At 61.4% G+C, this 22080-nt stretch carries 20 protein-coding genes and 1 pseudogene; 4 read left to right on the forward strand and 17 right to left on the reverse strand.

What is annotated here, in order from left to right; translation table 11 throughout:
- Window positions 1–21 precede the first annotated feature (21 nt).
- The 3 genes from ACILSQ_RS21850 to ACILSQ_RS21860 form a co-directional block, all read right to left on the reverse strand.
- Complete coding sequence (locus ACILSQ_RS21850; RefSeq protein ID WP_395745790.1) at window positions 22–672, reverse strand: SGNH/GDSL hydrolase family protein; 651 nt, start codon at window positions 670–672, stop codon at window positions 22–24.
- A gap of 157 nt (window positions 673–829) precedes the next feature.
- Window positions 830–1363 (reverse strand): SelL-related redox protein, encoded by a 534-nt coding sequence (locus ACILSQ_RS21855; protein WP_395745791.1) that lies wholly within the window; start codon window positions 1361–1363, stop codon window positions 830–832.
- 42 nt (window positions 1364–1405) lie between these two features.
- Window positions 1406–1564, reverse strand: a complete 159-nt coding sequence (locus ACILSQ_RS21860; protein ID WP_395745792.1) for a hypothetical protein — start codon at window positions 1562–1564, stop codon at window positions 1406–1408.
- Between the two features lie 81 nt (window positions 1565–1645).
- Between ACILSQ_RS21860 and ACILSQ_RS21865 the strand changes: the two genes are divergently transcribed.
- The gene (locus ACILSQ_RS21865) at window positions 1646–2104 is read left to right on the forward strand and encodes a DUF5069 domain-containing protein (RefSeq protein ID WP_395745793.1); all 459 of its coding nucleotides are present in this window, start codon (window positions 1646–1648) and stop codon (window positions 2102–2104) included.
- Window positions 2105–2241: 137 nt separating this feature from the next.
- On the opposite strand, the pseudogene ACILSQ_RS21870 reads toward ACILSQ_RS21865, so the two are convergent.
- Together ACILSQ_RS21870 and ACILSQ_RS21875 are read right to left on the reverse strand one after the other, a co-directional pair.
- Window positions 2242–3057: pseudogene (locus tag ACILSQ_RS21870) on the reverse strand (NADP-dependent oxidoreductase); the annotation flags it as partial.
- Between the two features lie 38 nt (window positions 3058–3095).
- Complete coding sequence (locus tag ACILSQ_RS21875) at window positions 3096–3851, reverse strand: 3-oxoacyl-ACP reductase family protein (RefSeq protein WP_395745794.1); 756 nt, start codon at window positions 3849–3851, stop codon at window positions 3096–3098.
- Between the two features lie 153 nt (window positions 3852–4004).
- Between ACILSQ_RS21875 and ACILSQ_RS21880 the strand changes: the two genes are divergently transcribed.
- The gene (locus ACILSQ_RS21880; protein WP_395745795.1) at window positions 4005–4922 is read left to right on the forward strand and encodes a LysR family transcriptional regulator; all 918 of its coding nucleotides are present in this window, start codon (window positions 4005–4007) and stop codon (window positions 4920–4922) included.
- Window positions 4923–5178: 256 nt separating this feature from the next.
- Here the strand turns inward: ACILSQ_RS21880 and ACILSQ_RS21885 are convergent, their stop codons facing one another.
- Window positions 5179–6201, reverse strand: a complete 1023-nt coding sequence (locus ACILSQ_RS21885; protein WP_395745796.1) for a methyltransferase — start codon at window positions 6199–6201, stop codon at window positions 5179–5181.
- Window positions 6202–6694: 493 nt separating this feature from the next.
- Here ACILSQ_RS21885 and ACILSQ_RS21890 point away from each other — a divergent pair, with 493 nt between their 5' ends.
- Complete coding sequence (locus ACILSQ_RS21890; RefSeq protein WP_395745797.1) at window positions 6695–7759, forward strand: fatty acid desaturase; 1065 nt, start codon at window positions 6695–6697, stop codon at window positions 7757–7759.
- On the opposite strand, the gene ACILSQ_RS21895 is transcribed toward ACILSQ_RS21890, so the two are convergent.
- The 3 genes from ACILSQ_RS21895 to rpsO form a co-directional block, all read right to left on the reverse strand.
- Window positions 7756–8097 carry a zinc ribbon domain-containing protein YjdM gene (locus ACILSQ_RS21895; RefSeq protein WP_395745798.1) on the reverse strand — a complete coding sequence of 114 codons (342 nt, stop codon included), beginning with the start codon at window positions 8095–8097 and terminating at the stop codon, window positions 7756–7758. The genes ACILSQ_RS21890 and ACILSQ_RS21895 overlap by 4 nt on opposite strands.
- Before the next feature lie 309 nt (window positions 8098–8406).
- Window positions 8407–10557 carry a polyribonucleotide nucleotidyltransferase gene (locus ACILSQ_RS21900; protein ID WP_395745799.1) on the reverse strand — a complete coding sequence of 717 codons (2151 nt, stop codon included), beginning with the start codon at window positions 10555–10557 and terminating at the stop codon, window positions 8407–8409.
- A gap of 183 nt (window positions 10558–10740) precedes the next feature.
- Window positions 10741–11001 (reverse strand): 30S ribosomal protein S15, encoded by a 261-nt coding sequence (gene rpsO, locus ACILSQ_RS21905; protein WP_395745800.1) that lies wholly within the window; start codon window positions 10999–11001, stop codon window positions 10741–10743.
- 318 nt (window positions 11002–11319) lie between these two features.
- On the opposite strand from rpsO, the gene leuB reads away from it, so the two are divergent.
- Window positions 11320–12426, forward strand: coding sequence for a 3-isopropylmalate dehydrogenase (gene leuB, locus ACILSQ_RS21910; RefSeq protein WP_395745801.1), 1107 nt, complete (start codon window positions 11320–11322; stop codon window positions 12424–12426).
- Between the two features lie 5 nt (window positions 12427–12431).
- Here the strand turns inward: leuB and ACILSQ_RS21915 are convergent, their stop codons facing one another.
- The 8 genes from ACILSQ_RS21915 to ACILSQ_RS21950 form a co-directional block, all read right to left on the reverse strand.
- Complete coding sequence (locus tag ACILSQ_RS21915) at window positions 12432–12734, reverse strand: type II toxin-antitoxin system RelE/ParE family toxin (RefSeq protein ID WP_395745802.1); 303 nt, start codon at window positions 12732–12734, stop codon at window positions 12432–12434.
- On the reverse strand, window positions 12735–13019 hold the full coding sequence (locus ACILSQ_RS21920) for a type II toxin-antitoxin system ParD family antitoxin (RefSeq protein WP_395745803.1): 285 nt from the start codon (window positions 13017–13019) through the stop codon (window positions 12735–12737). It lies immediately after the preceding gene.
- Window positions 13020–13079: 60 nt separating this feature from the next.
- A complete protein-coding gene (locus ACILSQ_RS21925; protein WP_395745804.1) occupies window positions 13080–14036 on the reverse strand; it encodes a D-2-hydroxyacid dehydrogenase in 957 nt (318 codons plus the stop codon).
- A gap of 40 nt (window positions 14037–14076) precedes the next feature.
- Window positions 14077–16584, reverse strand: coding sequence for a VWA domain-containing protein (locus tag ACILSQ_RS21930; RefSeq protein WP_395745805.1), 2508 nt, complete (start codon window positions 16582–16584; stop codon window positions 14077–14079).
- 157 nt (window positions 16585–16741) lie between these two features.
- A complete protein-coding gene (locus ACILSQ_RS21935; protein WP_395745806.1) occupies window positions 16742–18451 on the reverse strand; it encodes a VWA domain-containing protein in 1710 nt (569 codons plus the stop codon).
- Entirely contained in the window at window positions 18448–19314 is an 867-nt protein-coding gene (locus tag ACILSQ_RS21940) for a DUF58 domain-containing protein (RefSeq protein WP_395745807.1), read from the reverse strand. Before ACILSQ_RS21940 ends, ACILSQ_RS21935 begins: the two co-directional genes overlap by 4 nt.
- A complete protein-coding gene (locus ACILSQ_RS21945; RefSeq protein ID WP_395745808.1) occupies window positions 19311–20291 on the reverse strand; it encodes an AAA family ATPase in 981 nt (326 codons plus the stop codon). The genes ACILSQ_RS21940 and ACILSQ_RS21945 overlap by 4 nt, the downstream gene beginning before the upstream one ends.
- Before the next feature lie 52 nt (window positions 20292–20343).
- A complete protein-coding gene (locus ACILSQ_RS21950) occupies window positions 20344–22029 on the reverse strand; it encodes a hypothetical protein (RefSeq protein ID WP_395745809.1) in 1686 nt (561 codons plus the stop codon).
- Window positions 22030–22080: the final 51 nt, after the last annotated feature.

Here is a 22080-nt window from a genome sequence, read left to right on the forward strand (position 1 = left end):
AAGTTCTGATTTTGATTTGGCCTAACGGAGCGCCTTTAACTTTGGGGCGAGGACTTTGGCGATGGCGGTGTTTCCTGAGGCATCGGGGTGGACACCGTCTTTGAGGAGAGATGGGGCGGGCACGATGCCGAAGAGCGTGACGAACTGGCAGCGGGTCTCGGTGGCGAGGTTTTTGAAGGCAATGTTGAGTTCGCGGAGTTTTGTCTCGCGTTCGTTGGCGATGGGCTTGGTGGGGCCGAGGGCGGCTTTGTTGATGTTGGAGGGGCCGATGAGGAGAACGGGGAGACTGGGGCCGTAGGCGGTGCGAGCTTTGGCGATCATGGCGCGGAGATTGGCGACGGCTTTGGGGACGCACTGCGGGGTGATGTCGCGGGAGTCGTTCATGCCAAGGGCGATGGCGAGGGCGTCCGCGTGGGGATGGCGTGTGAGCATGGCATCGAACTCGGTGAGCGAGTTTGTGGGGCGGCCGCCTTTGCCTTCATTGACCAAGGTGAGGGCGGCGGAGAACTGGCGCTGAACCTGGGTGAGCCAGAGCTGGTCTTTTTGAGACTGTGGCAGGGCGCCGCCGGCGGTGATGGAATCGCCGAAGATGATGACGGTGCGCGGCGAAGAAGTGCTTTGAGCGAAGGCGCTCAGAGCGAGGGCGAGGAAGATGAGAAGGAGACGCGGCATGAGATGGGTGTGGCGGAAGCGTGAGGGATCAGGATGATTCCACTCCTGGTGAGTATGGCGAGGGCCGATGGCGGAATACTGAGAGGCAGCAGCGGAGTGCTGCGGGCATGGCAGCGCTGAGCACCTGCGGAAGGTTGAAGGGGCTGATCCGCACAGCTTACGCGGCCTGCTGCGGGGTAGCGAGGGCGATGTAGTCGGGGCGGTCCGAAGCGTCGCGGTAGGTGTGTTTTTTGACCGCCCTGCCATGATGCAGGAGAAAGGCGCCGGGAAGCTGGAGGGGATCTCCTTTGATTTTGCCGGGGAAATGGCCTGCCAAGGTGGATTTGATCCAAGCTGTGAGAACGCGAAGGCCGATGAGCTGCATGAGGCGGCCGCGTTTGAGGCCGAGGCCTTTGTAGAGGGCGCATTGAGGATCTTCCACGGCGGGAACATCTGCCAGACCGTAGCGTGCGGCAAAGGTGGCGAAACCTTCGGGGGTGCTCATGTGGCCGAGGACGATGCGCGTGCCAGAGGCTTCGATCTGGCGGCGCAGGCGTGCGATGTCTGACATGGCATTGCGGCAGAAGGTGCAGCCTTCATGGCGGAGGAGCACGAGGAGGACTGGCGTTTTTTCAGAGAGCTCCGCGAGCGATTCGCCGGTGCTGGTGCGTGTGCGGGCCAGCAGCGAAGAGATGGCGGAAGGGGTGCTCATGGAATGGATGATGCGGGCCTGCCGCCTGTGGCGGATGTCATCTCACTTTCCGTCTGACTTTTTCTCCGCGGGTTTTGCCGCGAGAGGTTTGGCAGCGGGCTTGGGGCCTGAGAAAGGGATGAAATTTTGGCCGCCGGACCAGCGGTCCGCCTTGGTCTTGAAGGGGCGGGGGGCGCGGTTGTTGATCTTCTGACTTTTCATGGGGTGCGATATATTTAAAAAAGGGCGGTTTGCAAAGGGGGCTTTCTTGAAGAGATGGCCGGGCCGTGCATAGCTTCGCCCATGGCACTCCCCTACCCTACTCTCATTCCTGGACTCCGCAGCCCGTACGATCAGGTGAAGGGGCTGGTGTATTTCGGCCGGATGCTGGACAAGATCCGGCTGAACGCGGCGGGCACGCTGCCGGAAGGCTGGCAGCCAATGCGTGGCAATGCAAAAGGGAGCTTTGACTGGCGCTGCTGCGAGTTTTTGAAGGTCGACTATGCGACGCTGGAAGCTGAAACGCTGAAGGGTGGCAGTGATGAAGAAATGCTGGCGTGGGCGTATGCGAACGGAAGACAGTCGACGGAACAGGAAATCGAGGTGTGGAATGGATTCATGACGAAACGCGGCTGGCGCGATGCGGGAACGCAGCGGCTGAATGAACGGCTGGAGGAGATCGGGCTGCCGGCAGGGACGGTGCAGACGATGTTTGAGTACATCGAGATCGATGAGGGACGGCTGAAACCGGAAGCAAAATGAGGCGGCGTCAGGAGGCGATACCTGGCTGAATAATCTGCAGCACGGACTTGCCATGCCCGGTGCCGGAGGAAGCATGGTCGCCATGCGCGACGCACGTGCTCCAGAGGATAAGTGCCGGCTATGTACGCATGCAGCTCTCCAACGTCCAACCGTCTGCCGATTTCCGCGAGCTGTGCGCCATCTGAACGGACGAGCATGAAGGCCCCGTGCACGCGTGGCTCGATGGAGGCTGAGCTGGAAGAGGCGATGGTGACGAGACGGCCGCCGGGCCTCAGCACGCCCCAGGAACGGGCAAGGGTTTCTCCGCCGACGGTGTCGAAGACAACATCGACATGGCTGATGACGTTTTCAAAGCGGGTGCTGCGATAGTCGATGATCTCATGAGCGCCGAGCGACTGGAGGAAGGGCTGGCTGGCAGCGGAGGCGGTGACGGTGACATGCGCGCCGTGATGCCTGGCCAGTTGCACAGCAAACAGGCCAACACCTCCGGCGGCACCGTGAATGAGAACGCGGTCGCCACGCTGGAGGGTGGCTTTTTCAAAGAGGGCCTGCCAGGCGGTGAGGGCGGAGATGGGGACTGCGGAGGCGTGAGCGTGGTCGAGGGATGCGGGCTTGTGTGCGAGCATGGTCGCGGGTGCGACGACGTATTCGGCCTGGGCACCATTGGTGAACCAGTCATTGAGGCCAAAGACGGCGTCTCCGACCTGAAAGCCCGCGACGTCTGCGCCGAGGGATGCGATGACGCCGGAGAACTCGTGACCGAGAACGATGGGAAACGGACGCGCGGCTCCGGATGCGAGGTGGAAAGTGGGATACCAGTCGAGCTCGCTCGGGGTGATGGCGGTGGCGTGAACTTTGACCAGCACCTCTCCGGCCTTCGGAGAGGGATTGGCCAGAGTGCCGAGGATCAAAGCTTCAGCGCGGGCCTGGCGGGTGAGATAGGCAGCTTTCATGATGCATGACCTCAGAGTTCGCGGTGAAGGACTGGCACTTAGGCGGCGAAGCCACCGTCAATGGTGAGGCTGGAGCCTGTGACGAAGCCGGCTTCTGGGCTGGCGAGGTAGGAGACCATGGCGGCGATCTCATCGATGTGGCCGTAGCGTGGCAGGGCCATGAGGCCTTTGAGGGTTTCAGCAAAGGGGCCGCTGGCGGGATTCATGTCGGTGTCCACAGGGCCGGGCTGGACGTTGTTGATGGTGATGCCGCGGGGGCCGAGGTCACGGGCAAGGCCTTTGACGAGGCCTACGAGCGCGGACTTGCTCATGGCATAGACACCGCCGCCAGCGAAGGGCATGCGGTCGGCATTGGTGCTGCCGATATTGATGATACGGCCGCCTTCCTTCATGTGCTTTGCGGCTTCCTGCGCAGCAACGAAGACGGAGCGGACATTGATGGCGACGGAACGGTCGAAGTCGGCCAGGGTAAACTGCTCAAGCGGTGCGACGGAGAGGTAGCCTGCATTGTTTACCAGGATGTCGATGCCGCCGAAGGTTTTGACGGTTTGAGCGACGGCCTGGACGGTGGCCTCGGCATCGGTGGCATCTGCCTTGATGGCGAAAGCCTTGCCGCCCGCCGATTTGATGGACTGGACGACTTCCTCGGCCTTTTCAGGAGAGGAGCTGTAGGTGATGGCCACGGCGGCACCTTCGGAGGCAAGACGATGAGCAATGGCCGCGCCGATGCCACGGGAAGCGCCGGTGACGAGTGCTGTTTTGCCTGCCAGTTTGAGGTTGTTGTTCGTATTCATGATGTTTGTTTCTCCTGCGTGTTTTGTGTTTGGTTTGAAGGTGTGTGATGAACTCTTCGTCCATCTGGCGACAGTGATAATGCGGGCTGCTCATTCCGCCCAATACCGCGTTCCTTGCGCAGCCATGCTTTTCAGGCATGATGGAATTCATCCATGGAATTGCGACATCTCAGATATTTTGCAGCGGTGGCCGAGGTGATGAACTTCACCAAGGCCGCAGCAAGGCTGCGTGTGGCGCAGCCCTCCCTGAGCAGGCAGGTGCAGGACCTGGAGGATGAGATAGGAGTGGACCTGCTGAAGCGCAGCCCGCGCGGGGTGACGCTGACGGCGGAGGGGAAGCTCTTTCTGGCAGAAACGCTGGAGACGCTGAAGCGGGTGGATGAATCTGTGGAGAAGGTGCGAGCGCTGGCACGCGGCGAGTATGGCGAACTGCACATCGGTTATGCGCCCTCGCCTACCGTGGAGGTTTTGCCGCGGGCGCTGGCGGCCTTTCGCTACGCAGCGCCGGGAGTGAAGGTGGTGCTGCATGACCTGGCCGGAGATGAACTTTGTGAAGGACTGCACCGAGGCACGCTGGAGATCGCGGTGATGATCCAGCCGAGCGCGGAGTCTGGCGCGGGCCTGAAATTTGAAGAGCTGAAGCGGTATCCGTACTATGTGGCGATGGCGCCAGGGCATGCGCTGTCGAAGCTCAAAAGCGTGACGGTGGAGCGAGTGGCCGCAGAGCCGCTGGTGGGTCTGCGCCGTCTGGATTACTCGGAGTATTATCGGATACTGGACGGCATCTTCGCTCCTCATCGAGTGCGCCCGCACATCGCGGTGGAGTGCGATGGCGCGAGTTCACTGATCGCCGAGATCGAGGTGGGCCGAGGCATTGGTGTGGTGAGCGAAGTTTTTCAGCGGGTGGCGGGCAAGCGGCTGGTGTACCGGCGTATTTCCAACTCGGACGCAGTCCAGCGAGTGGGCATCGTCCATGCTCAAAAAGGGGATGTGACGCCTGCGGGTGAGAAGTTCTGCGAGATCTTGAGGAAGATCTCGGCGAAGGCGGAGGGTAGGACGAAGAGAGCTTGATCGTGTGCTGGTGATGCCGGGAACGGAGACGAGGGCGCGACGGACGGTTGCGAAGAGTGTGAGTCTCCCCTCACCCCAGCCCTCTCCCCGGAGAGAAAATTTGATGTTATCGGTTTTTAGGGGCGGGGAGAGGGAGAGCGGCGTTGCTCCCTAGCTAACTAAGTCAGTCGGATACGCAATGATTTAAGTGTTATGGAACGGAGAGCTCTTTTTCCGTAGAAACAGGGGTGCTTTGCTACTCGGAACTGACTATTGATCACGCCACCGCGATGACGGCGCTTTGCACGGTGGGTGGCAGGGGGTGGAGTGAGGACTCGCGGAAGCCGGCGTCGGTGAGCATCTGCTGATACTCGGAGAAGGTGTAGGCATCGCCCTCCGGGGTGGTGCCGAGCATGACGAGGCTGAAGCTGGCGGCGGGTGGAGGAGTGACGCGGTCTTCATTGGGCACGAACTCCACGATGACGACCTTGCCGCCGGGACGCAGTGCGGCATGGACGCGCTGGAGGAAGCGGGTGCATTCTTCGATATTGAAGTGATGGAGGAAATTGGGGACGAGAACGGCGTCGTAGTCGCTGCCGAGATCGACGGTGAAGGCGTCCCCGGTGATGGTGCTGAAGCGGTCGGCGAGGCCTGCGGCGGTGGCGTTTTCTGTAGTGACCTGGAGCACGGCCTCCCAATCGAGAGCGACGAGGTGGGTGCGTGGATTTTTCTGCGCCACGGCAATGCCGTAGGCGCCGTGACTGGCGGAGATGTCGAGGATGCGGGTGTCGCGTGAGGGATCGAGCGAGAGGAGGTCCGCAGTGCCCTGCGAGGTGGGGATCATCATGGGGCCCATGGCGCGGGCGAATTCGATCCAGGCGGGATGATCGGGCGCGGTGGTGCCCTGCTCTGTGGTGTGGAGGCGGCCGCGGCGGATGGTGGAGGCGAGATCGGAGAAGGCTTCGGTGAGACCGGGGGCGAGGAGGAACTTTACCGCAGCACCGAAGTAGGCGGGGGATTTTTGATCGAGGAAGGCGGCGGAGGAAGGCGTGAGGGCGTAGCGAGAGTCCTCCTTGGTGAGGAAGCCGAGGATGGTGAGATTGTCCGCGAGGATGCGGATGCCGCGCTCGGGACACTGGCAGAGCGTGGCAATCTCGGCTGAAGTGGCGGGGGTGCTGCCGATGGCGGTGAAGAGGCTGAGATCGATGGCGGCTTTCAGGGCGGCGGATTTCTGAAAAGCATTGATCGTTTCGAAGAAAAGCTGAGGTGAGGGAGCCGTGGGGGTGGTTGGGTCGGACATGAGGGGAGGAGTAGACGAAAGGGGACGGGAACGCCACCCTATTGAGGCGTGAAGAAGCGGCGGGGACGAATGGATTTGGGGAGGTGGAGAGACGACAGAGGCTCTTGGTGAAGAGGGTGTGCTGTTTTTTGACAATGGGAATGGCCTGGGGTGGAAAGAGCGGAGGAACAGGTGCTGCGGGTTCGGCTGCACAGCGCCGAAGGGAAATCCGTGCGGCTAGGGCGCTTTGGAAGGGAGCGGCGGGTGAGATTGGCTCGCTCGCGAGGAAACGAGGGACGAGCGTTTGGCGAGCTGGATGTTACTCGAAGCTGAGCGGAACAGCCAAAGGCCATTCGGAGTCCAAGCACGCCGCCGAAGCGAAACCGGCTAAATAAAGTTTTAGTAGCTGCGAGGGCAATGCGGGCGCACATCTTTAAGAAGGCGTGGCGGGATCATTCTCAGCGCCTGTGCTTCGTTTTAACCACGCAGTTCCGCGTTCTCCTTTCACGTCATTATGGAATCAACCGCCCCAGCCAGCCAGAGCAAGAAGGCCACCAGCCGCCACGTCGCGTGGTGCTTTCTGCCGCATGCGCTGTTTGTGCTGCTGGCGCTGGGTGTGTGGGGCGGCGGATTGTGGTTGCTGCTGCCAATTGTCTTTTTGCAGGTGGTGCTGCCTGCGCTGGACTGGGTGACGGGCTGGCAGGATGACGGGCAGTACCAGAAGAGCGACTTCTCCGCAGGACAACTGGCGCTGCTCCACTGGAACACGCGGCTGTATGCGATCTTTTACATGGCCTCGGTGGTGTGGCTGGCGATGCATCTGGAGCGCTTCAATGCGATGGAAATTGGGATGCTGGTGGCGGCCGCCAGCTTGCTGGGCGGGATTGGCTTTGGGGCGGCGCATGAGCTGCTGCATGGGAAGGAAGACCTGGACCAGATGGTGCAGAGGGCGCTGACGACGTTTTTGTTTTATCCGCATTACAAGCTGATTCACATTCGCAGCCATCATGTGCATGCGGGGACTGAAAACGATGAAAACACCGCGTGGCTGAACGAGAACATCTACACGTACATCCTGCGCACGATTCCCGGGAGCATGATCCGGTGCTGGCAGATGGAGGCGAGACGATGCAGCGGGAACGGGCTGCTGAAGAACCAGATGTTCATCTATGCGCTGGGACAAGCGGCGCTGCTGCTGGGGCTGTTTTTGCTGTCAGGCCCGAACGGGCTGCTGTTTTATCTGGCTCACATCCTGGGGGCGCACATCGTGCTGGAGTCGGTGAACTACATCCAGCACTACGGGCTGATGCGGGAGAAGCATGACGGGGAATATGAGAAGACGGGAGCGGAGCACTCGTGGGACACCTACCACTTTTTCTCCAGCTATGTGACGTATCGGGTGGGGCACCATTCGTACCATCACATCGCGGTGAAGCCGTATTATCTGCTGACGCCTGAGCCTACGGCACCGAAGCTGCCGGTGGGGTATTTTTGGGCGATCGCGATGGTGCTGCTGCCGCCGTGGTGGAAGAGCGTGATCAATCCGAAGCTGAAGGTGGCGGCCGCGCCGGGCGTTTAACTGACCACCTTCTTGACAAAGCAGGCCTTCAGGCCAATCGCGATGCCGTCCATCTTGCAGGAGATCTCGTGGTCGCCGTCCACCAGACGAATGGGCTTTGATTTGGTGCCGACTTTGAGCACTTCGTTGGTTCCTTTGAGCTTCAGGTCTTTGATCATCGCCACGATATCGCCGTCTGCGAGCACGGCACCGTAGGCGTCTTTCACGACGCGTCCGGCTTCCGGCTCGTCTGGTGCGGCCTCCTTAGGCCACTCGTGACCGCAGGTCATGCATTCGAAGCGGTCGGCGTGGTCCAGGACATCATTCATCTCGCACAGCGGGCAGGCAGGTTGGCTCATAGACAACGAGCAGACACTTCGCGGTCATGAAACTCAAGCTGGGACTGCATTACGACAATTTCCGCGCATGAACTCGCAGGATGCTCTTGCTGCATCGCGGGCGATGTGAAAATCGACCTTTTGCGAATCTCCGAGCTGCTGGGTGCTGATTTGGTCAGTGACTTGCTAAGTGTGGTGGGAATTGGACGTGGATCAAGGGGATGAGGGGGCGCTGATCGACAGACAGGAGTGTCTGTCGCCCTGCAAAAAAAGAGGCCGCTTTGCAGCGGCCTCTTCGTGGGGGTTTGGGAGTTTTGGGAGCGATGGAGCTTAGGCGGCAGGAGCGGCTGCGCCTTCGGCTTCGGCCTTGGCGGCGGCGTCCTTTTCCTTCATGGCGGCCTTGCGGCTCATCTTGATGCGGCCCTTGTCGTCGATGCCAATGCACTTGGCGGTGACGATGTCGCCGGTCTTGACGACGTCTTCGGTCTTGTTGACGCGGAAGTCGGCGAGCTCACTGATGTGGATGAGGCCATCCTTCTTGCCACCGAGGTTCATGAAGGCACCGAAGTTCGTGGTGCTGACGACTTTGCCTGTGTAGGTCTTGCCGACTTCGATCTCCTGGGAGGTGCCGCTGATCATCTCGACGGCGCGGTCGAGGCTTTCCTTGCGGGAAGCGTAGATGTACACGGTGCCGTCGTCTTCGATGCTGATCTCGGCGCCGGACTCGGCCTGGATGCCCTTGATGTTCTTGCCGCCAGGACCGATGAGCTCACCGATCTTGTCAGGGTTGATCTTCACGATCTCGATGCGCGGAGCATACGGGCTGAGAGGCTTCACTTCAGCGATGGCGGAAGCCATGGCGGAGAGCACCTGGGTGCGGCCTTCCTTGGCCTTGACGATGGCTTCTTCGAGGATGCTCAGAGGAATGCCGGGAAGCTTGAGGTCAAGCTGGTAGCCGGTGACGCCTTCGGAGGTGCCGCAAAGCTTGAAGTCCATGTCGCCGAAGTGGTCTTCGCTGCCGATGATGTCGAGCATCGTGAGGTAGCGCTTCATGTTGTCGCCTTCGAACTCGGTGACAAGGCCGACGCTGATACCACCCACAGGGCGCTTGATCGGCACGCCTGCATCGAGGAGGGCCATGACGCCGGAGCACACGGAGGCCATGGAGGTGGAGCCGTTGGACTCCATGACTTCACTGCTCACGCGGATGGCGTAGGGGAAGGTTTCCTTCGGCGGAATGACAGGCTCAATGGAGCGCTCTGCGAGGGCACCGTGGCCGATTTCGCGACGGTTCTGACCACCGAAGCGGCCGGTCTCACCGACGGAGAACGGAGGGAAGTTGTAGTGAAGGATGAAGCGCTTGGAGTCCGGGCCACCTGCGTAGGTGTCCATTTCCTGGGCTTCGTCCGCAGGGGCCAGGGTGGCGATGGAGAGAGCCATCGTTTCGCCACGGGTGAAGCTGGCGGAACCGTGGGTGCGGGGAAGCACGGAGGCTTCGCCGGAAAGCTGGCGGAGCTGGTCGATGCCGCGGCCGTCGCAACGGTTCTTCTTGTCGAGGATGGAGATGCGGAAGGCTTTCTTCTGCAGGTAGTCGAAGGCCTGGCTGATTTCGAAGCCGGTGGCTTCGGGGAACTTGGCCTTGATGGCGGCCTCGACTTCATCCTTGAGAGCACCGACGGCTTTGCCACGGGCCACCTTGGAGGGAGTGTAGAGAGCGCCTTCAATGCGGTCGCCAGCAACGGCGTAGGCGATTTCGAGGAGCTCGTCCTTCACCAGCATGAGGGGAACTTCGCGCTTGGTCTTGCCGGCGAGCTTGGTCAGCTCTTCCTGGGCGGCGACGATCTTGGCGACTTCGCCCTGGGCGAAGTGGAGGGCTTTGACGAACTCGGCTTCAGGGAGTTCGTTGGCGGCACCTTCGATCATGATGACGTCGGTCTTGTTGCCGACGTACACGAGGTCGAGGTCGCTGTCGAGACGCTGATCCTGGGTGGGATTGATGACGAACTCGCCATTGATGCGGCCGATGCGGACGGCACCGACGGGACCTGCGAACGGGATGTCCGACACGCAAAGAGCGGCGGAGGCGCCGTTCATGGCGCAGATATCCGGATCGTTTTCGCCGTCTGCGCTAAGCAGGATGGCGACGACCTGGGTGTCGTAGTAATAGCCTTTCGGGAAGAGGGGACGCAGAGGGCGGTCCGTCATGCGGCAGGTGAGGATTTCTTTTTCCGTGGGGCGGCCTTCGCGCTTGAAGTAGCCACCAGGGAAGCGGCCTGCAGCGGAGGCTTTTTCCTTGTACTCAACGGAGAGGGGGAAGAAGTCCTGGCCGTCTTTCACTTTCGTGGCGGAGACGGCGGTGACGAGGACGATGGTGTCGCCCATGCGGACGGTGACGGCGCCGTCAGCGAGCTTGGCAAACTTGCCGGTTTCGATTTCGAGGGTTCCAGCACCGAGCTGGACTTTTTGTGTATGGATGGCCATAGGTTGGCTTGTGTTGTTTGTTTGGTTTGGGTGAAAAAATAGACTCCAGGCTTCAGCCCGGCGGCAATGCGCGGACGCGCATCAAGCAGCATGAAAAGAATCGGCAGGTGCCGACATGCGTGGAAAAAGCCAGAAACAGAAAAAGGGGCGATGCACGTGGCATCACCCCTTCGCGAAATTCTGTTAGCGGCGGAGACCGAGGCTCTTGAGGAGCTTCTGGTAGCGCTCGTTGGCGGTCAGCTTGAGGTAATCAAGCAGCTTGCGACGACGCGCGACCATCTGAAGCAGGCCGCGACGTGTGGAATGGTCTTTCTCATGCGCGGCGAGGTGCTGCGTGAGATCGTTGATTCGCTTCGTCAAGAGGGCCACCTGGACGTCGGCGCTGCCGGTGTCTTTTTCGTGGATCTTGAAGGAGGTGGAATCGATGGTGGTTGCTTCGCTCATGGTTCGTTTGAATGGCCGGACAACTTGTCAGGCGGGGGTGTGTTCTGGGATGTGGGGCCGCGAAGGAACCATAAAGGCTGTTTTTGGCAAGGGGAAGTTTAGGGGAGTTTGCGGTTGTTGGCAGTGGTTTGCGATTGTTTGCGGTGGTTGGCCGGAGGGGGAGTTTACGGTTGTTTACTGTGGTTGACGATTGTTGACGGTGGCTGGCCGGAGACGAAAGGGCGGCGGCGGGGCGTTTCTTTGAAATTCCATAATTTGGGGCGGGGACTTGCCAGGGGGGGGATTTGGATGCACTGAAGGCCCCCTTCCCTACCTTTTATGTCACGTACGTACAAACTCGCAGTCCTTCCCGGAGATGGCATCGGCCCTGAAGTCATGGCCGAGGCGCTCAAAGTTCTTGATGCCGTTGCGGCCCGTTCGGGTCTTTCTTTCAGCTACAATCACCAGCTGGTGGGTGGTGCGGCGATCGATGCGGTGGGCAAGGCGCTGCCGGCGGAAACGGTGGCTGCGTGCGAGGCCAGCGATGCGATTTTGTTTGGCTCCGTGGGTGGACCGAAGTGGGAGAAGCTGCCGCCGAACGAGCAGCCGGAACGCGGCGCGCTGCTGCCGCTGCGCAAGCACTTTGGCCTGTTTGCGAATCTGCGCCCTGGGATCTGCTATCCGGCGCTGACCTCCTCCTCGCCGATCCGTGCAGATCTGGTGGAAGGTGGTTTTGATGTGCTGTGCGTGCGTGAACTGACGGGTGGCATGTACTTCGGCCAGCCGAAGAGCCGCACGACGCTGCCGGATGGCGACATCGAGGTGATCGACACGATGGTTTATAAGAAGAGCGAGATCGTGCGGATCGCGCATGTGGCCTTCAAGGCTGCGCAACTGCGCCGCAAGCATGTGACGAGCGTGGACAAGGCGAATGTGCTGACCAACTCCGTGCTGTGGCGCGAGACGATGGTGGAAGTGGCGAAGGAATATCCGGATGTGACGCTGGCGCACCTGTATGTGGACAATGCGGCGATGCAGCTGATCAAGGCGCCGCGCAGCTTTGACGTGCTGGTGACGGAGAACCTGTTTGGCGACATCCTAAGCGATGAGATGGCGATGATCGCGGGATCGCTTGGCATGCTGGCGAGCGCGAGCCTGGGCAAGCCGAAGGGCGACGGGCTCTATTTCGGTCTGTTTGAGCCTTCGGGCGGCACGGCTCCAGATATCGCGGGCATGGGCATCGCGAATCCGATCGCGCAGATTCTTTCGGTGGCGCTGCTGCTGCGGTTTGCGCTGGGCCTGGAAAAGGAAGCGGCGAGCATTGAGTCGGCGGTGAAGAAGGTGATCGACGACGGGTTGCGGACCGGAGACATCTTCAGCGGGGCTCCTGGCACGAAGAAGGTGAACACGAAGGAGATCGGCGAGGCGATTATCGCGGCGTTGTAACAGCTTTACCCGCCGAAGAATTCCGGCCGAATGTCACGGGAGGAATGCAGAATGCGGATCACTTCGATACCGGTCTCACCAAGAGACCGGTAGAAGATAATGTAGTCCTTAAGCGGCGAGCTACGAAGTTGTGCGGCGAGTTCAGGTCGAGAACGTCCGAGGCCGTTATGGGACGCGAGATGAACCATGCGTTCATTGAGCCTGCGAATCCAACGATCCGCGCGCCATTCGCTGTCCTGGGCGATGTAGCCCCAGATTTCCTCCAAATCGAGAATGCTCTGAGGTGAGCGGTTGACCTGCGGTGCCATTTACATGGAGGTGGCTTGAGCCTGCTTTCGCCGGGATTTCATTTCAGCCAGGAATTTATCCACATCAAAATCCGTCACTGCCTCACCTCGTTCGATTTGATCAATCCCAACCTGGATGTCTCTGCGCAGGCGCTCCAGCTTGATGCGGTCAAGCTCGTGCTGGTCACGGAACAAATAGAGTGCCTGAGCGACAAGTTCATTTGGACCGGCAAAATCACCGGCATCGACCGACGTCCTGATGAATTCTCCCAATTCCACAGGCACATTGACAGCAAGCTGAGTCATGAACCGAGGATACCCGATCCATGGTCAGGGTCAAGGCACAGCCATGACGTCTCGATCACCTCAACCATTCACCACGTTCACCGGCTTGCCTGCGAGGAAGGCTTGCAGATTGGCGGCGGTGATGTCGATGAGGCGGAAGCGGGACTCGCGGCTGGCCCAGGCGACGTGGGGAGTGACGAGGCAGTTTTTGGCGGTGAGGAGAGGGTTGTCGGCTTTGGCGGGTTCGACGGAAAGGACGTCGAGGCCGGCGGCGGCGATGCGGCCTTCGTTGAGGGCTTTGGCGAGGGCGGGTTCATCAACGAGGGGGCCGCGACCGGTATTGATGATCATGGCGGTGGGCTTCATCAAATTGAGGGTGCGTTCGCCGACGAGGTGCTTGGTGGCATCGGTGAGGGGGCAGTGGAGACTGATGACGTCGGACTGGCGGAAGATGTCGTCGATCTCGGCGGCGGTGACGCCGGCGGGTGGGGGTTCTTTCCAAGTGCGCTTGGAGGCGAGGACTTTCATGCCAAAGGCGACGGCGATGCGGGCGACGGCGCTGCCGATTTCGCCATAACCGATGATGCCGAGGGTGCGGCCAGAGAGCTCGATGATGGGGTGGTCGTAGTAGCAGAAGTCGGGGCACTTCACCCAGCCGCCGTCGGCGACGCTCTGCGCGGCGTGGCCGACGTGGTTGGTCATTTCCAGCATGAGGGCGATGACGTGCTGCGCGACTGCGGGTGTGCTGTAACCGGGGACATTGGTGACGATGATGCCACGCTCTTTGGCGGCGACGACATCGACCACATTGAAGCCGGTGGCGGTGACACCGATGTATTTGAGATCGGGAAGCGCGGCGATGATTTCGCGGGTGAGAGGGGCTTTATTCGTGATGACGATCTCGGCGCCGGCGCAACGGGCCACGGTTTGATCGAGCGGGGTGCGAGGGTGCACTTCACACGGGGCGATGGCTTCGAGAGGCTGCCAGGAGAGGTCGCCGGGATTTGCGGTGTGGGCGTCGAGGAGAACGATTTTCATGGGGGCCGCACCCTATGGCGACGAATTGGCCGCACTCCACTCAAATTCGACGCAGCAAGATGCCACCGAGCAGCATGCCAAGGGCGCTCCAAGCAAACCAGTGGCCAACGGGCTGAAGCTGTTTTGCAGGCGAGAGTCCAGCTGTGAGAGTGGTGGAGTCGTATTTCGCGAGGGCGGCAAGGCTTTCGGGGGTCTTGCCATTGAGGCGGTATTCGGCGGGATAGGGGGCGTGGTAGTGCTTCACCTCGAGCTTGTCGTGGTCGCGGTCATGCATGCGGAGGCTGAGGTGCTTGCGGGTGCCGATGGGGATGCGGGCCTCGTAGCGGCCGAGGCCGGTTTCGCGGATGGTGACGTCCTGGGTATTGCCGTTTTCGTCGAGGGACTGTGCGGCCCAATGGATGCCGGAGACGGGTGCGCCATCGTCGCCACGGCGGTCGATTTTCATGACCCAGGCGCCATCGCGGATTTCGCCGCGGGATTCCATGCCTTCGACGTCTGCCTTGCGCAAGGCGCCACGCAGCACCTGGGCCCAGAAGCGGCCGCAGCCGTCCCAGGCGAGCCATTCGCCGCCCCAGACTTCGGTGAGATCGCCGGTGTAAGCGAGGCCGATGCCGAGACCGAAGCGACCGACGGCGAGGAGGGGATCGCCATTCTCGGCACCGAGGAGAACCTGGGCGGCGGGCTTGGCCTCTGTCATGACATAGCCGAGCACGACGGGGAGGCCTTCGGCTTCGTAACCGGCGAGCATGGGGTGCTCGGTGATGCCGATGTGGGTGAAGACGCCTTCCTGCACGGCGCTCTTGGAGGCCTGCGTGGTTTCCTTGGTGAAGATCTGCGGGAGGGTGGCGGGGTCGTTGCTTTCGTAATAGCGCCCCTTCCCTGCTTCAGCGATCTGCGCGAGGAGTTCGCGGGCAGCGCCATCGCCGAGGCCGACAGTGGAGACGGTGACGCCGCCATCGACGAGCTGCTGCACGAGGCCCATGTGATCGGCCTCCTGGGTCTGGCCGTCCGTGAGGCAGATCATGTGTTTCACCTTGGCGGTGGTGCGGTCCAGCATGTCTTTGGCAGCGACCATGCCGGTGTACATGAAGGTGCCGCCGCCTTCCGCGATGGAATCGATGGAGGCCTGGATGGTGCCCTGCTGCGAGGCGGGGGTCATTTCGCAGACGATCTGTGCATCGCCGTCAAAGGCGACGACGGCGATCTGATCCTGGGGGCCGAGGAGCTCGGCGGCGCTCTTCGCGGCCTGGCGTGCCATTTGGATCGGCAGGCCGGACATGGAGCCGCTTTTGTCGATAACGAGCGCCATCGCGAGAGAAGGTTTCTCTTTTTCTTTTTCGAAGCGAGAGACGAGCGGGAGGACTTCTTCGACGGGGGATTTGTAGTAGCCGCCGAGACCGAAGCTGTTTTCGCTGCCGGTCATGACGAGGCCGCCGCCGAAGTCTGAGACGTAGCTGCGCAGCAGGCTCATCTGGCGCGGGGTCATGTCGGTGGCGGACATGTTGGCGAGCACGATGGCATCGAAAGAGAGCATGTCCTCCATGCCTTCGGGCAGGCCGCGTTTGCCGCGGAGATCGACATCGAAATCCTGCTCCTTCAAAGCGCGGATGAAGGGGCGCATTTTTTTCTCGTCCTGATGGATGACGAGGATGCGGGGCTTGCCACGGACGGTGATGGTGGTGGTGGCCTGGTTGTTGATGGGAAAGTGATCCCGCTCGGGGACGATCTCGGCGCTCCAGACGCTGGGGCCTGGAGTGGTCATTTCGGTGTCGAACCAGACCTTGGCGTCTTCGCCGGGTTTCAGGGCGACGGTTTTTTCCTGAACGGCCACGCCTTTGTTGAGGAGGCGCACGCGGGTGTTCATGGGCTGATTGGCGATGACGCGAGCGGTGAGGCGCAGGACTTCGCCATGGAAGGCGAAGGGGGAGGTGCTTTCGAGACTGACGAGAGCGGCCTCGGGTTCGCTGAGGGTTTTGAGGGTGGCGAATTTTACGTCCACGCCTTCGCGCTGGAGTTGTTCGAGTGAGGTGTCCACGCCGTTCTCGGTGTCGATGCCATCGCTGAAGATGATGAGGCGTTTGGCTTTGCCGGCGGGGAAGGCGAGGCGGGCGGCGAGGAGAGAGTCGCCAAGGCGGGTGTGGGAGCGGAAGGCGTCATCGGCGACGCCTTTGGTCCAGTCGTCGAGCATCTTGGTGAAGTCGGGGAGCTTTTTGTCGCGGAGGCCATTGGCCATGGCGAAAAGGGAGTGGGTGTCCTGCGGGCGGAGGGCTTTGACGCCGGCTTCGACTTGTTTGAGAGCGTCTTTGGCGGACTCGAGATCGATGGACTGGGAGACGTCCACGAGGAAAACGACGTGGGCTTCGTCTGACTCTTCGCCTGCATAAGGCTGGCAGAGGGCGAGAGCGAGGAGGATGACGCCGAGGATGCGGAGGGCGAAGGAGGTGGCTTTGAGGCCGGTGGGGCGGTCAACGAGGGAGCGCCAGTAGCCATAACCTGCGACTGAGAGCAGGAGGAGCCAGAGGAGAGGGGTGAAGGTGGTGAAGCTCATGGCTGGCGCACCTCCGGCGTGTTGGGTTGATAACCGGTTTTCGGCGGCATGGGTGTGGCATGCGGCGAGGTAACGCGGAGCACAGATTTCGCGGCGGCGCGGACTCGGTATCGGAATACCGAGCTACAATCCCGAGCGCTGGTGATTGCGGCAAAGCTCATCCGACTTTCCTCCTGTCGTAGAGGATGGACTCACCGACGAGGACGCCGAGGGCGAGGACGAGGAGCCAGTAGCTGGGGGCTTCGCCGCTGGCGATGGGCTTGACGCTTTCTTTGAGGGTGTCGTTTTTCAGCAGGCTTTCTTCGGGTGAGACGAGGGAGGCGCCGAAGGTCCACTCGCCGGTTTCGTGAAAGCCAGTGGTGAGCATGGGGCCGAAGGGTGTGGGATCGGCGCGGCCGGGGACGCGGGCGCTGGAGCCGGTAGCCAGTGTGGCGGGCGGCATGTCCTCACGATGGGTGAGGTGAGCAGCGGCGTTGTGAATGAGAACTGGGAACCAGGCGCTGAGGTAGAACTGGGCGGCGAGGGGATCGAGATTCACGACGCAGACGGTTTGTGCGCCCTGACGCATGAGGTAGATCAGCGGCGGGCCGGATTCATCTGCGACGAGAACGACGGCGCCGGTGGGTGCGGTGATTTGCCGGGCACCGGCAAAGGTCATGGTTTCGGCATCGAGGTAGCGCAGGAGCGGGTGGTCTTTGGCGAGGACTTTGGGCACGGGAGCGGCGATTTCGTCGCCGACTTTGGACCAGACTGTGGATTCGCCGGAGGGCTGGAAGACGACGGTGCTGATGTCCGCGGGGACCTTGCCTTTGCTGAGCATGAGCCGGGCGGCTTTGGCGTCTTCCGCGAGGGCGAGGAGCTGATCGCTGCGCTCAAAGGCGCTGACGGCGTTTTGGAAGAAGAAGGGATCATCTGCCAAAACGCCCACAGGCACGGGCTGGCGCGGAGGGACGTAGAGGAAGGCGGTGTTGTCGCTTTCGAGGGCGTCTTCCATGCCAAGGATGGCTTTCCATGAGCCGGTGGGGGCGTCATCGAGGGTGAGGGTGATGGCGGGATTTTCGCCGGGCTGCAAAGTCACGGGGATGATTTTCACGAGCTTGTTGGAATCGACATGCATGAGGGTGATGTCGGTTTTCACGGGCTCGGTGAAGGAGGAAACGGGCAGGATGAAAAGGCCAAGGCGTGCGGGGCCGCCGGGAACGCTGCGGAGATCGGCACAGGCGATGCCGATGTTTTTGGCGGAGTCGGTGATGCGAAGCACTTCGACATTGGGCAAACGGTCGGGCAGATCGAGGCAACCGTCGGTGATGAGGAGGACGCGGGTGTCCTTCATCCATTCGTCTCCGGGTTGCAGAGCACGCAGGGCTTCGACGCGGGAGGGAAGCTCTGTGGGCTGAATGCCATCAACGGCTTCGAGCAGGGCTTTGCGGTGGCGGGTGGGGTGCTCTAGCACGCGCGTGACTTCCGCGAAGGAGGCGACGGCGGCACGCTGGGTGCCGTTCATGCCGGCGATGAGATCGCGTGCGCGCTTCTTGGCTTTTTCGAGGCGCGTGGTCGTGCCGTCTTTGGCAGACATGGAAGCGGAATGATCGACGACGATGAGGAGGTCTTTGCGCTCATCGCCGGCGAAGTCGGGCTCTGCCAAAGCGAAGGCGATGGCGGCAAAGGCGAGGGCCATGAGGATGAGGGAGAAGACATCGCGCAGACGCTTGAAGAGGGCGGAGGCTTTTTTCTCGGTGAAGATTTTCTGCCAGAGGAAGAAGGCGGTGACCGGCTTTTTGCGCGGGCGCACCTTGAGAAAATAGATGGCGGCCAACGGTGCGAGCGCCGCCAGGGTCCAGAGGAATGCTGGAGCGAGAAGCGTCATGTGACGAGACCTCCGCGACGCAGGAGGTCGGTGATGACAGCTTCAAAGGAAACGTCGGTATTGGTGGAGAGGAAGCCGAGGCCGCGCTTGGCGCAGGTCTGCTTCAGGCCGGTGTTCCATTCGGCGATGGCGTCTTCGTAGAGCTTGGCTTCGCGAGGGGAGATGGTGACGCGTTCGCTGCGGCCGGTCTCGACGCATTCCAGGGTGACGTCCCCTTTCCACTCACAGCGGAGGTCGTTGTCGTCGAGCGTCTGGAGGCAGAAGACTTCGTGCTTGTGCCACTGGAGGCGGCTGAGGCCTTCTTCGTAGCCGCCGGGCAGAAGGAAATCTGAGATGACGCAGACGAGTCCTTTGCGGCGATGGCGTGCTTCAAATTCGCGGGCGCAGGCGTTGAGATCGGTGTTGCCACCGAAGGTTTGCGCGGCTTCCAGAGAGCGGAGAAAGGGGATGACCTGATTGCGACCGCGGCTGGGTTCGAACAGCGGCTGAAGACGATCGGCAAGGCCGTAAACGGCGAGGCGGTCGAGGGTATTGAGGGCGATGTAGCCGAGCGCGGCGGCGAGCTGCTTGGCGTAGGCATGCTTAGAGGCCATCGAAGGGCTGCAATCGACGAGGAGGTAGATGGTGGCGTCTTCCTCCAGTTCGAAGAGCTTGATGAGCAGGGACTCGAACTTGGCGTAAATGCGCCAGTCAATGCTGCGGTAGTCATCGCCAAGCGAGTACTGGGCATAATCGGCGAAGGTGATGCCCGCGCCTTTTTTGGTGCTGCGACGATCCGACTGCAACGAACCACCCAGGATCTTGCGCGCGAGCAAGTAGAGGGATTCGAGGCGGCGGATGAAGGCTGGATCGGTGAGCGTCATGCCTTCACCTTTTCGATCACATCGGCGATGACTTCGTCGGTCTTCACGCCTTCGGCCTCGCCTTCAAAGGAGAGGAGAATGCGATGGCGGAGAGCGGGAGTGGCGGCTTTGGCGATGTCTTCACGGGCGACGTGGTAGCGGCCATCGAGCAGAGCGCGCACGCGGGCGGCGGCGAGGATGGTCTGCGCACCACGCGGCGAGGAGCCGTGGCGCACGTATTTTTTCACGCGGTCGGTGGCGTTGGCATCGGTGGGGTGAGTGGCGCGCACGATCTGGACGAGGTAGTCCTGCACGCTGGCTTCCAGCGGGACTTCGCGCACAACCTGGCCCATCTGCAGGATGTCATCGCCGGTGGCGACGGCATTGATCTCAGGCGTGGTCTTGCCGCCGGTGCGGTTGAGGATTTCGATGAAGTCGCCGTGGCTGGGGACGGGAACGAAGAGCTTGAAGAAGAAGCGGTCGAGCTGGGCTTCGGGAAGCGGGTAGGTGCCGTCCTGCTCAATGGGGTTCTGTGTGGCGAGCACGAAGAAGGGCGAGCCGAGATTGTGCGAAGTGCCGGCGACGGTGACGCGCTTTTCCTGCATGGTTTCGAGCAGGGCGGACTGCGTCTTGGGTGTGGCGCGGTTGATTTCGTCGGCGAGCAGCACGTTGCAAAAGACGGGGCCGGGCTGGAACTCGAAGACTTTCTGGCCAGCGCGCTCGACGAGGATCTGCGTACCCACGATGTCCGCAGGAAGAAGGTCGGGCGTGAACTGGATGCGCTGGAATTTGAGATGAAGCGCCTTGGCCAGTGTGTTCACCAGAGCGGTCTTGCCGAGGCCGGGGACGCCTTCGAGGAGGACGTGACCGCCGCAAATGACAGCACTTAGAACTTGTTCGATGATGTCCTGCTGTCCGACGATGAATTTGGAGACTTCGGCTCGGAGTTTTTCAAAGGTTTCCTTGAAGTGGGTGACGGCGGCGGGAGTTTCGGGCATGAGGATGGAGTGGGGAAAATGACGAAGCGACTTCTCTCTCTCTGAGTCAGCTTTATTTGGCGGCAGGCGTGGTCGTTTCGTTGCCGACCTGCTGGATGCCTTTGAAGTATTCCTTCACGCCTTCTTTGACTTCGGCGGGCACGTCTTCGCGCTGGATGAAGCTTTCGACCTGGCGCTGGAAGGCTTTTTCCTGAAGGGTGGCGGTGCGGGTGGCGCGGCCGGTGCCGCTGTCCGCGGACTCGATGCTGGTGTTGCTGGGGCCGCTGCCCTTCTGACCGGTGAGCTGGTCGCGATTGCCATTGTCCTGGGTGGCGTCGCTTTCGGAGCGGCGGCTCTCGACGGTGCCTGCGCCGGCTTTTTTGCCGCCGGGCTTGGTGCCCATGCACTGGCTGAGGCTCTGGCACTCCTTGTCACACATGAAACCCTGGCATTTGCCGGTGCACTGGCTGAGCGAGAGCAGCTTCTTCATCATGTCGCGCTTGGCGGAGGACTGGCACATGCTCTGGCAGAGGCTTTGCAGGGCCTGGTTGGCCTTGTTCTGGCAGGCCTGGCACTGGCTTTGATTCTGATTGGGATTCTGCTGCTGCTGCTGAAGCTGCTGCTCCAGATTTTGCACGGCCTGCTCCAGCGCGGTCATCTGCTGGTCCATGCTCTGCTGACCCTGGCTGCCCTGCTGGCCCTGGGCCTGCTGCTGGTTCTGGCCGCTTTGCTGGGAGTTCTGGTTCTGGCTGGACTGGGACTGGTTGCCTTTGCCCTGGTTCCCCTGCTGGCCGGTGCGCTGCTGGAAATTGCGCGCGGCGGAGGCCATGCGCTGGGAGGCGGACTTCAGCTTCGAGAGCTCCTTCTGGGCGTCATCGGGTTTGCGCACATCGGCCTGCAGCTTCATCTGGCGGAGCTGGTCGGCGGCGTGGCGGTAGTTCTGCTCTTCGAGAGATTTGGAAATGGGCTTGAGCTCCGCGGTCTGCTTCATCTCCTGCGCGGCCTTGGCGAGAAGCTGCTCGGTATCGCGCTGGCTCAGCTTCTGGGCGGCTTCCGAGATCTTGCGCTCGAGCTCGGCATACTGGCGCATGGCTTCCTTGCGGTCCTTGGTCTCGCGTAATTCCTTGACCCACTGGCGCCATTCGTCGGGACGGAGGAGCTCCTTTTCGTCATCACTGGCGGATTTGAGGAGTTCCTCGACCTCCTTTTCGAGCTCCTTGTTGATCTCGTCGCTCTTGCGCGAGGTCTCCTCTTCGAGGGCGAGACGCTCCATGACGATGGGGGAGTTCTTTTTGAAGCCCATGACGAAGCAGGCGATCAGGAGCACGCTGGCGATGGTGAGCATGCGGCGCGGCCACTGAACCGGGATGCTGCGCGGCGAGAGCTCCTGCACACGCACGGCGGTGGCCTCCGCCTGCAGAGCAATGAAGTCGCCTTCACGATGCTCGTCGCTGAACCCGAGGTGGGAGCTGATGGCGTCCTTGAGGTCAAAGTGCTCATCGGCAATGCGGGCGGCCTTGCGCTGGGAGGCACGGCCAAAGACCCAGGCCGCCAAAGCCATGAGCGGAAGGGCGGCAGCCGCCGCAATGTAACCGCTGACCGGGACGGCATAGCCACGCAGCACCCAGACCAGGCACCAGAGGCAGAGCGCGGAGCCGATGAGGAGGAGGGAGGCGCAGAAAGCCCGGACGAGCCAGGCGAGGTCCAGACGGGCTTTGACAGCGGACAGAAACGCGAGGATTCGATCGTGAGCAGGCATGGTGTGCGGAATTGCGGAGGTTTTACCAGAGAGAGACGTGCGGGACAAGAC

The organism is Prosthecobacter sp., from assembly GCF_044227185.1.
GTDB lineage: Bacteria > Verrucomicrobiota > Verrucomicrobiia > Verrucomicrobiales > Verrucomicrobiaceae > Prosthecobacter.

Excerpts from the sequence above, each read along its gene's own strand:
- ACILSQ_RS21865 (WP_395745793.1), top strand. The coding sequence starts at position 1,646 with ATGGCACTCCCCTACCCTACTCTCATTCCTGGACTCCGCAGCCCGTAC.
- ACILSQ_RS21920 (WP_395745803.1), bottom strand. The coding sequence starts at position 13,019 with ATGACTCAGCTTGCTGTCAATGTGCCTGTGGAATTGGGAGAATTCATC.
- ACILSQ_RS21945 (WP_395745808.1), bottom strand. The coding sequence starts at position 20,291 with ATGCCCGAAACTCCCGCCGCCGTCACCCACTTCAAGGAAACCTTTGAA.
- ACILSQ_RS21855 (WP_395745791.1), bottom strand. The coding sequence starts at position 1,363 with ATGAGCACCCCTTCCGCCATCTCTTCGCTGCTGGCCCGCACACGCACC.
- ACILSQ_RS21885 (WP_395745796.1), bottom strand. The coding sequence starts at position 6,201 with ATGTCCGACCCAACCACCCCCACGGCTCCCTCACCTCAGCTTTTCTTC.
- ACILSQ_RS21900 (WP_395745799.1), bottom strand. The coding sequence starts at position 10,557 with ATGGCCATCCATACACAAAAAGTCCAGCTCGGTGCTGGAACCCTCGAA.
- ACILSQ_RS21875 (WP_395745794.1), bottom strand. The coding sequence starts at position 3,851 with ATGAATACGAACAACAACCTCAAACTGGCAGGCAAAACAGCACTCGTC.
- ACILSQ_RS21890 (WP_395745797.1), top strand. The coding sequence starts at position 6,695 with ATGGAATCAACCGCCCCAGCCAGCCAGAGCAAGAAGGCCACCAGCCGC.
- ACILSQ_RS21950 (WP_395745809.1), bottom strand. The coding sequence starts at position 22,029 with ATGCCTGCTCACGATCGAATCCTCGCGTTTCTGTCCGCTGTCAAAGCC.
- ACILSQ_RS21925 (WP_395745804.1), bottom strand. The coding sequence starts at position 14,036 with ATGAAAATCGTTCTCCTCGACGCCCACACCGCAAATCCCGGCGACCTC.
- ACILSQ_RS21860 (WP_395745792.1), bottom strand. The coding sequence starts at position 1,564 with ATGAAAAGTCAGAAGATCAACAACCGCGCCCCCCGCCCCTTCAAGACC.
- rpsO (WP_395745800.1), bottom strand. The coding sequence starts at position 11,001 with ATGAGCGAAGCAACCACCATCGATTCCACCTCCTTCAAGATCCACGAA.
- ACILSQ_RS21940 (WP_395745807.1), bottom strand. The coding sequence starts at position 19,314 with ATGACGCTCACCGATCCAGCCTTCATCCGCCGCCTCGAATCCCTCTAC.
- ACILSQ_RS21915 (WP_395745802.1), bottom strand. The coding sequence starts at position 12,734 with ATGGCACCGCAGGTCAACCGCTCACCTCAGAGCATTCTCGATTTGGAG.
- ACILSQ_RS21850 (WP_395745790.1), bottom strand. The coding sequence starts at position 672 with ATGCCGCGTCTCCTTCTCATCTTCCTCGCCCTCGCTCTGAGCGCCTTC.
- ACILSQ_RS21930 (WP_395745805.1), bottom strand. The coding sequence starts at position 16,584 with ATGAGCTTCACCACCTTCACCCCTCTCCTCTGGCTCCTCCTGCTCTCA.
- ACILSQ_RS21935 (WP_395745806.1), bottom strand. The coding sequence starts at position 18,451 with ATGACGCTTCTCGCTCCAGCATTCCTCTGGACCCTGGCGGCGCTCGCA.
- ACILSQ_RS21880 (WP_395745795.1), top strand. The coding sequence starts at position 4,005 with ATGGAATTGCGACATCTCAGATATTTTGCAGCGGTGGCCGAGGTGATG.
- ACILSQ_RS21895 (WP_395745798.1), bottom strand. The coding sequence starts at position 8,097 with ATGAGCCAACCTGCCTGCCCGCTGTGCGAGATGAATGATGTCCTGGAC.
- leuB (WP_395745801.1), top strand. The coding sequence starts at position 11,320 with ATGTCACGTACGTACAAACTCGCAGTCCTTCCCGGAGATGGCATCGGC.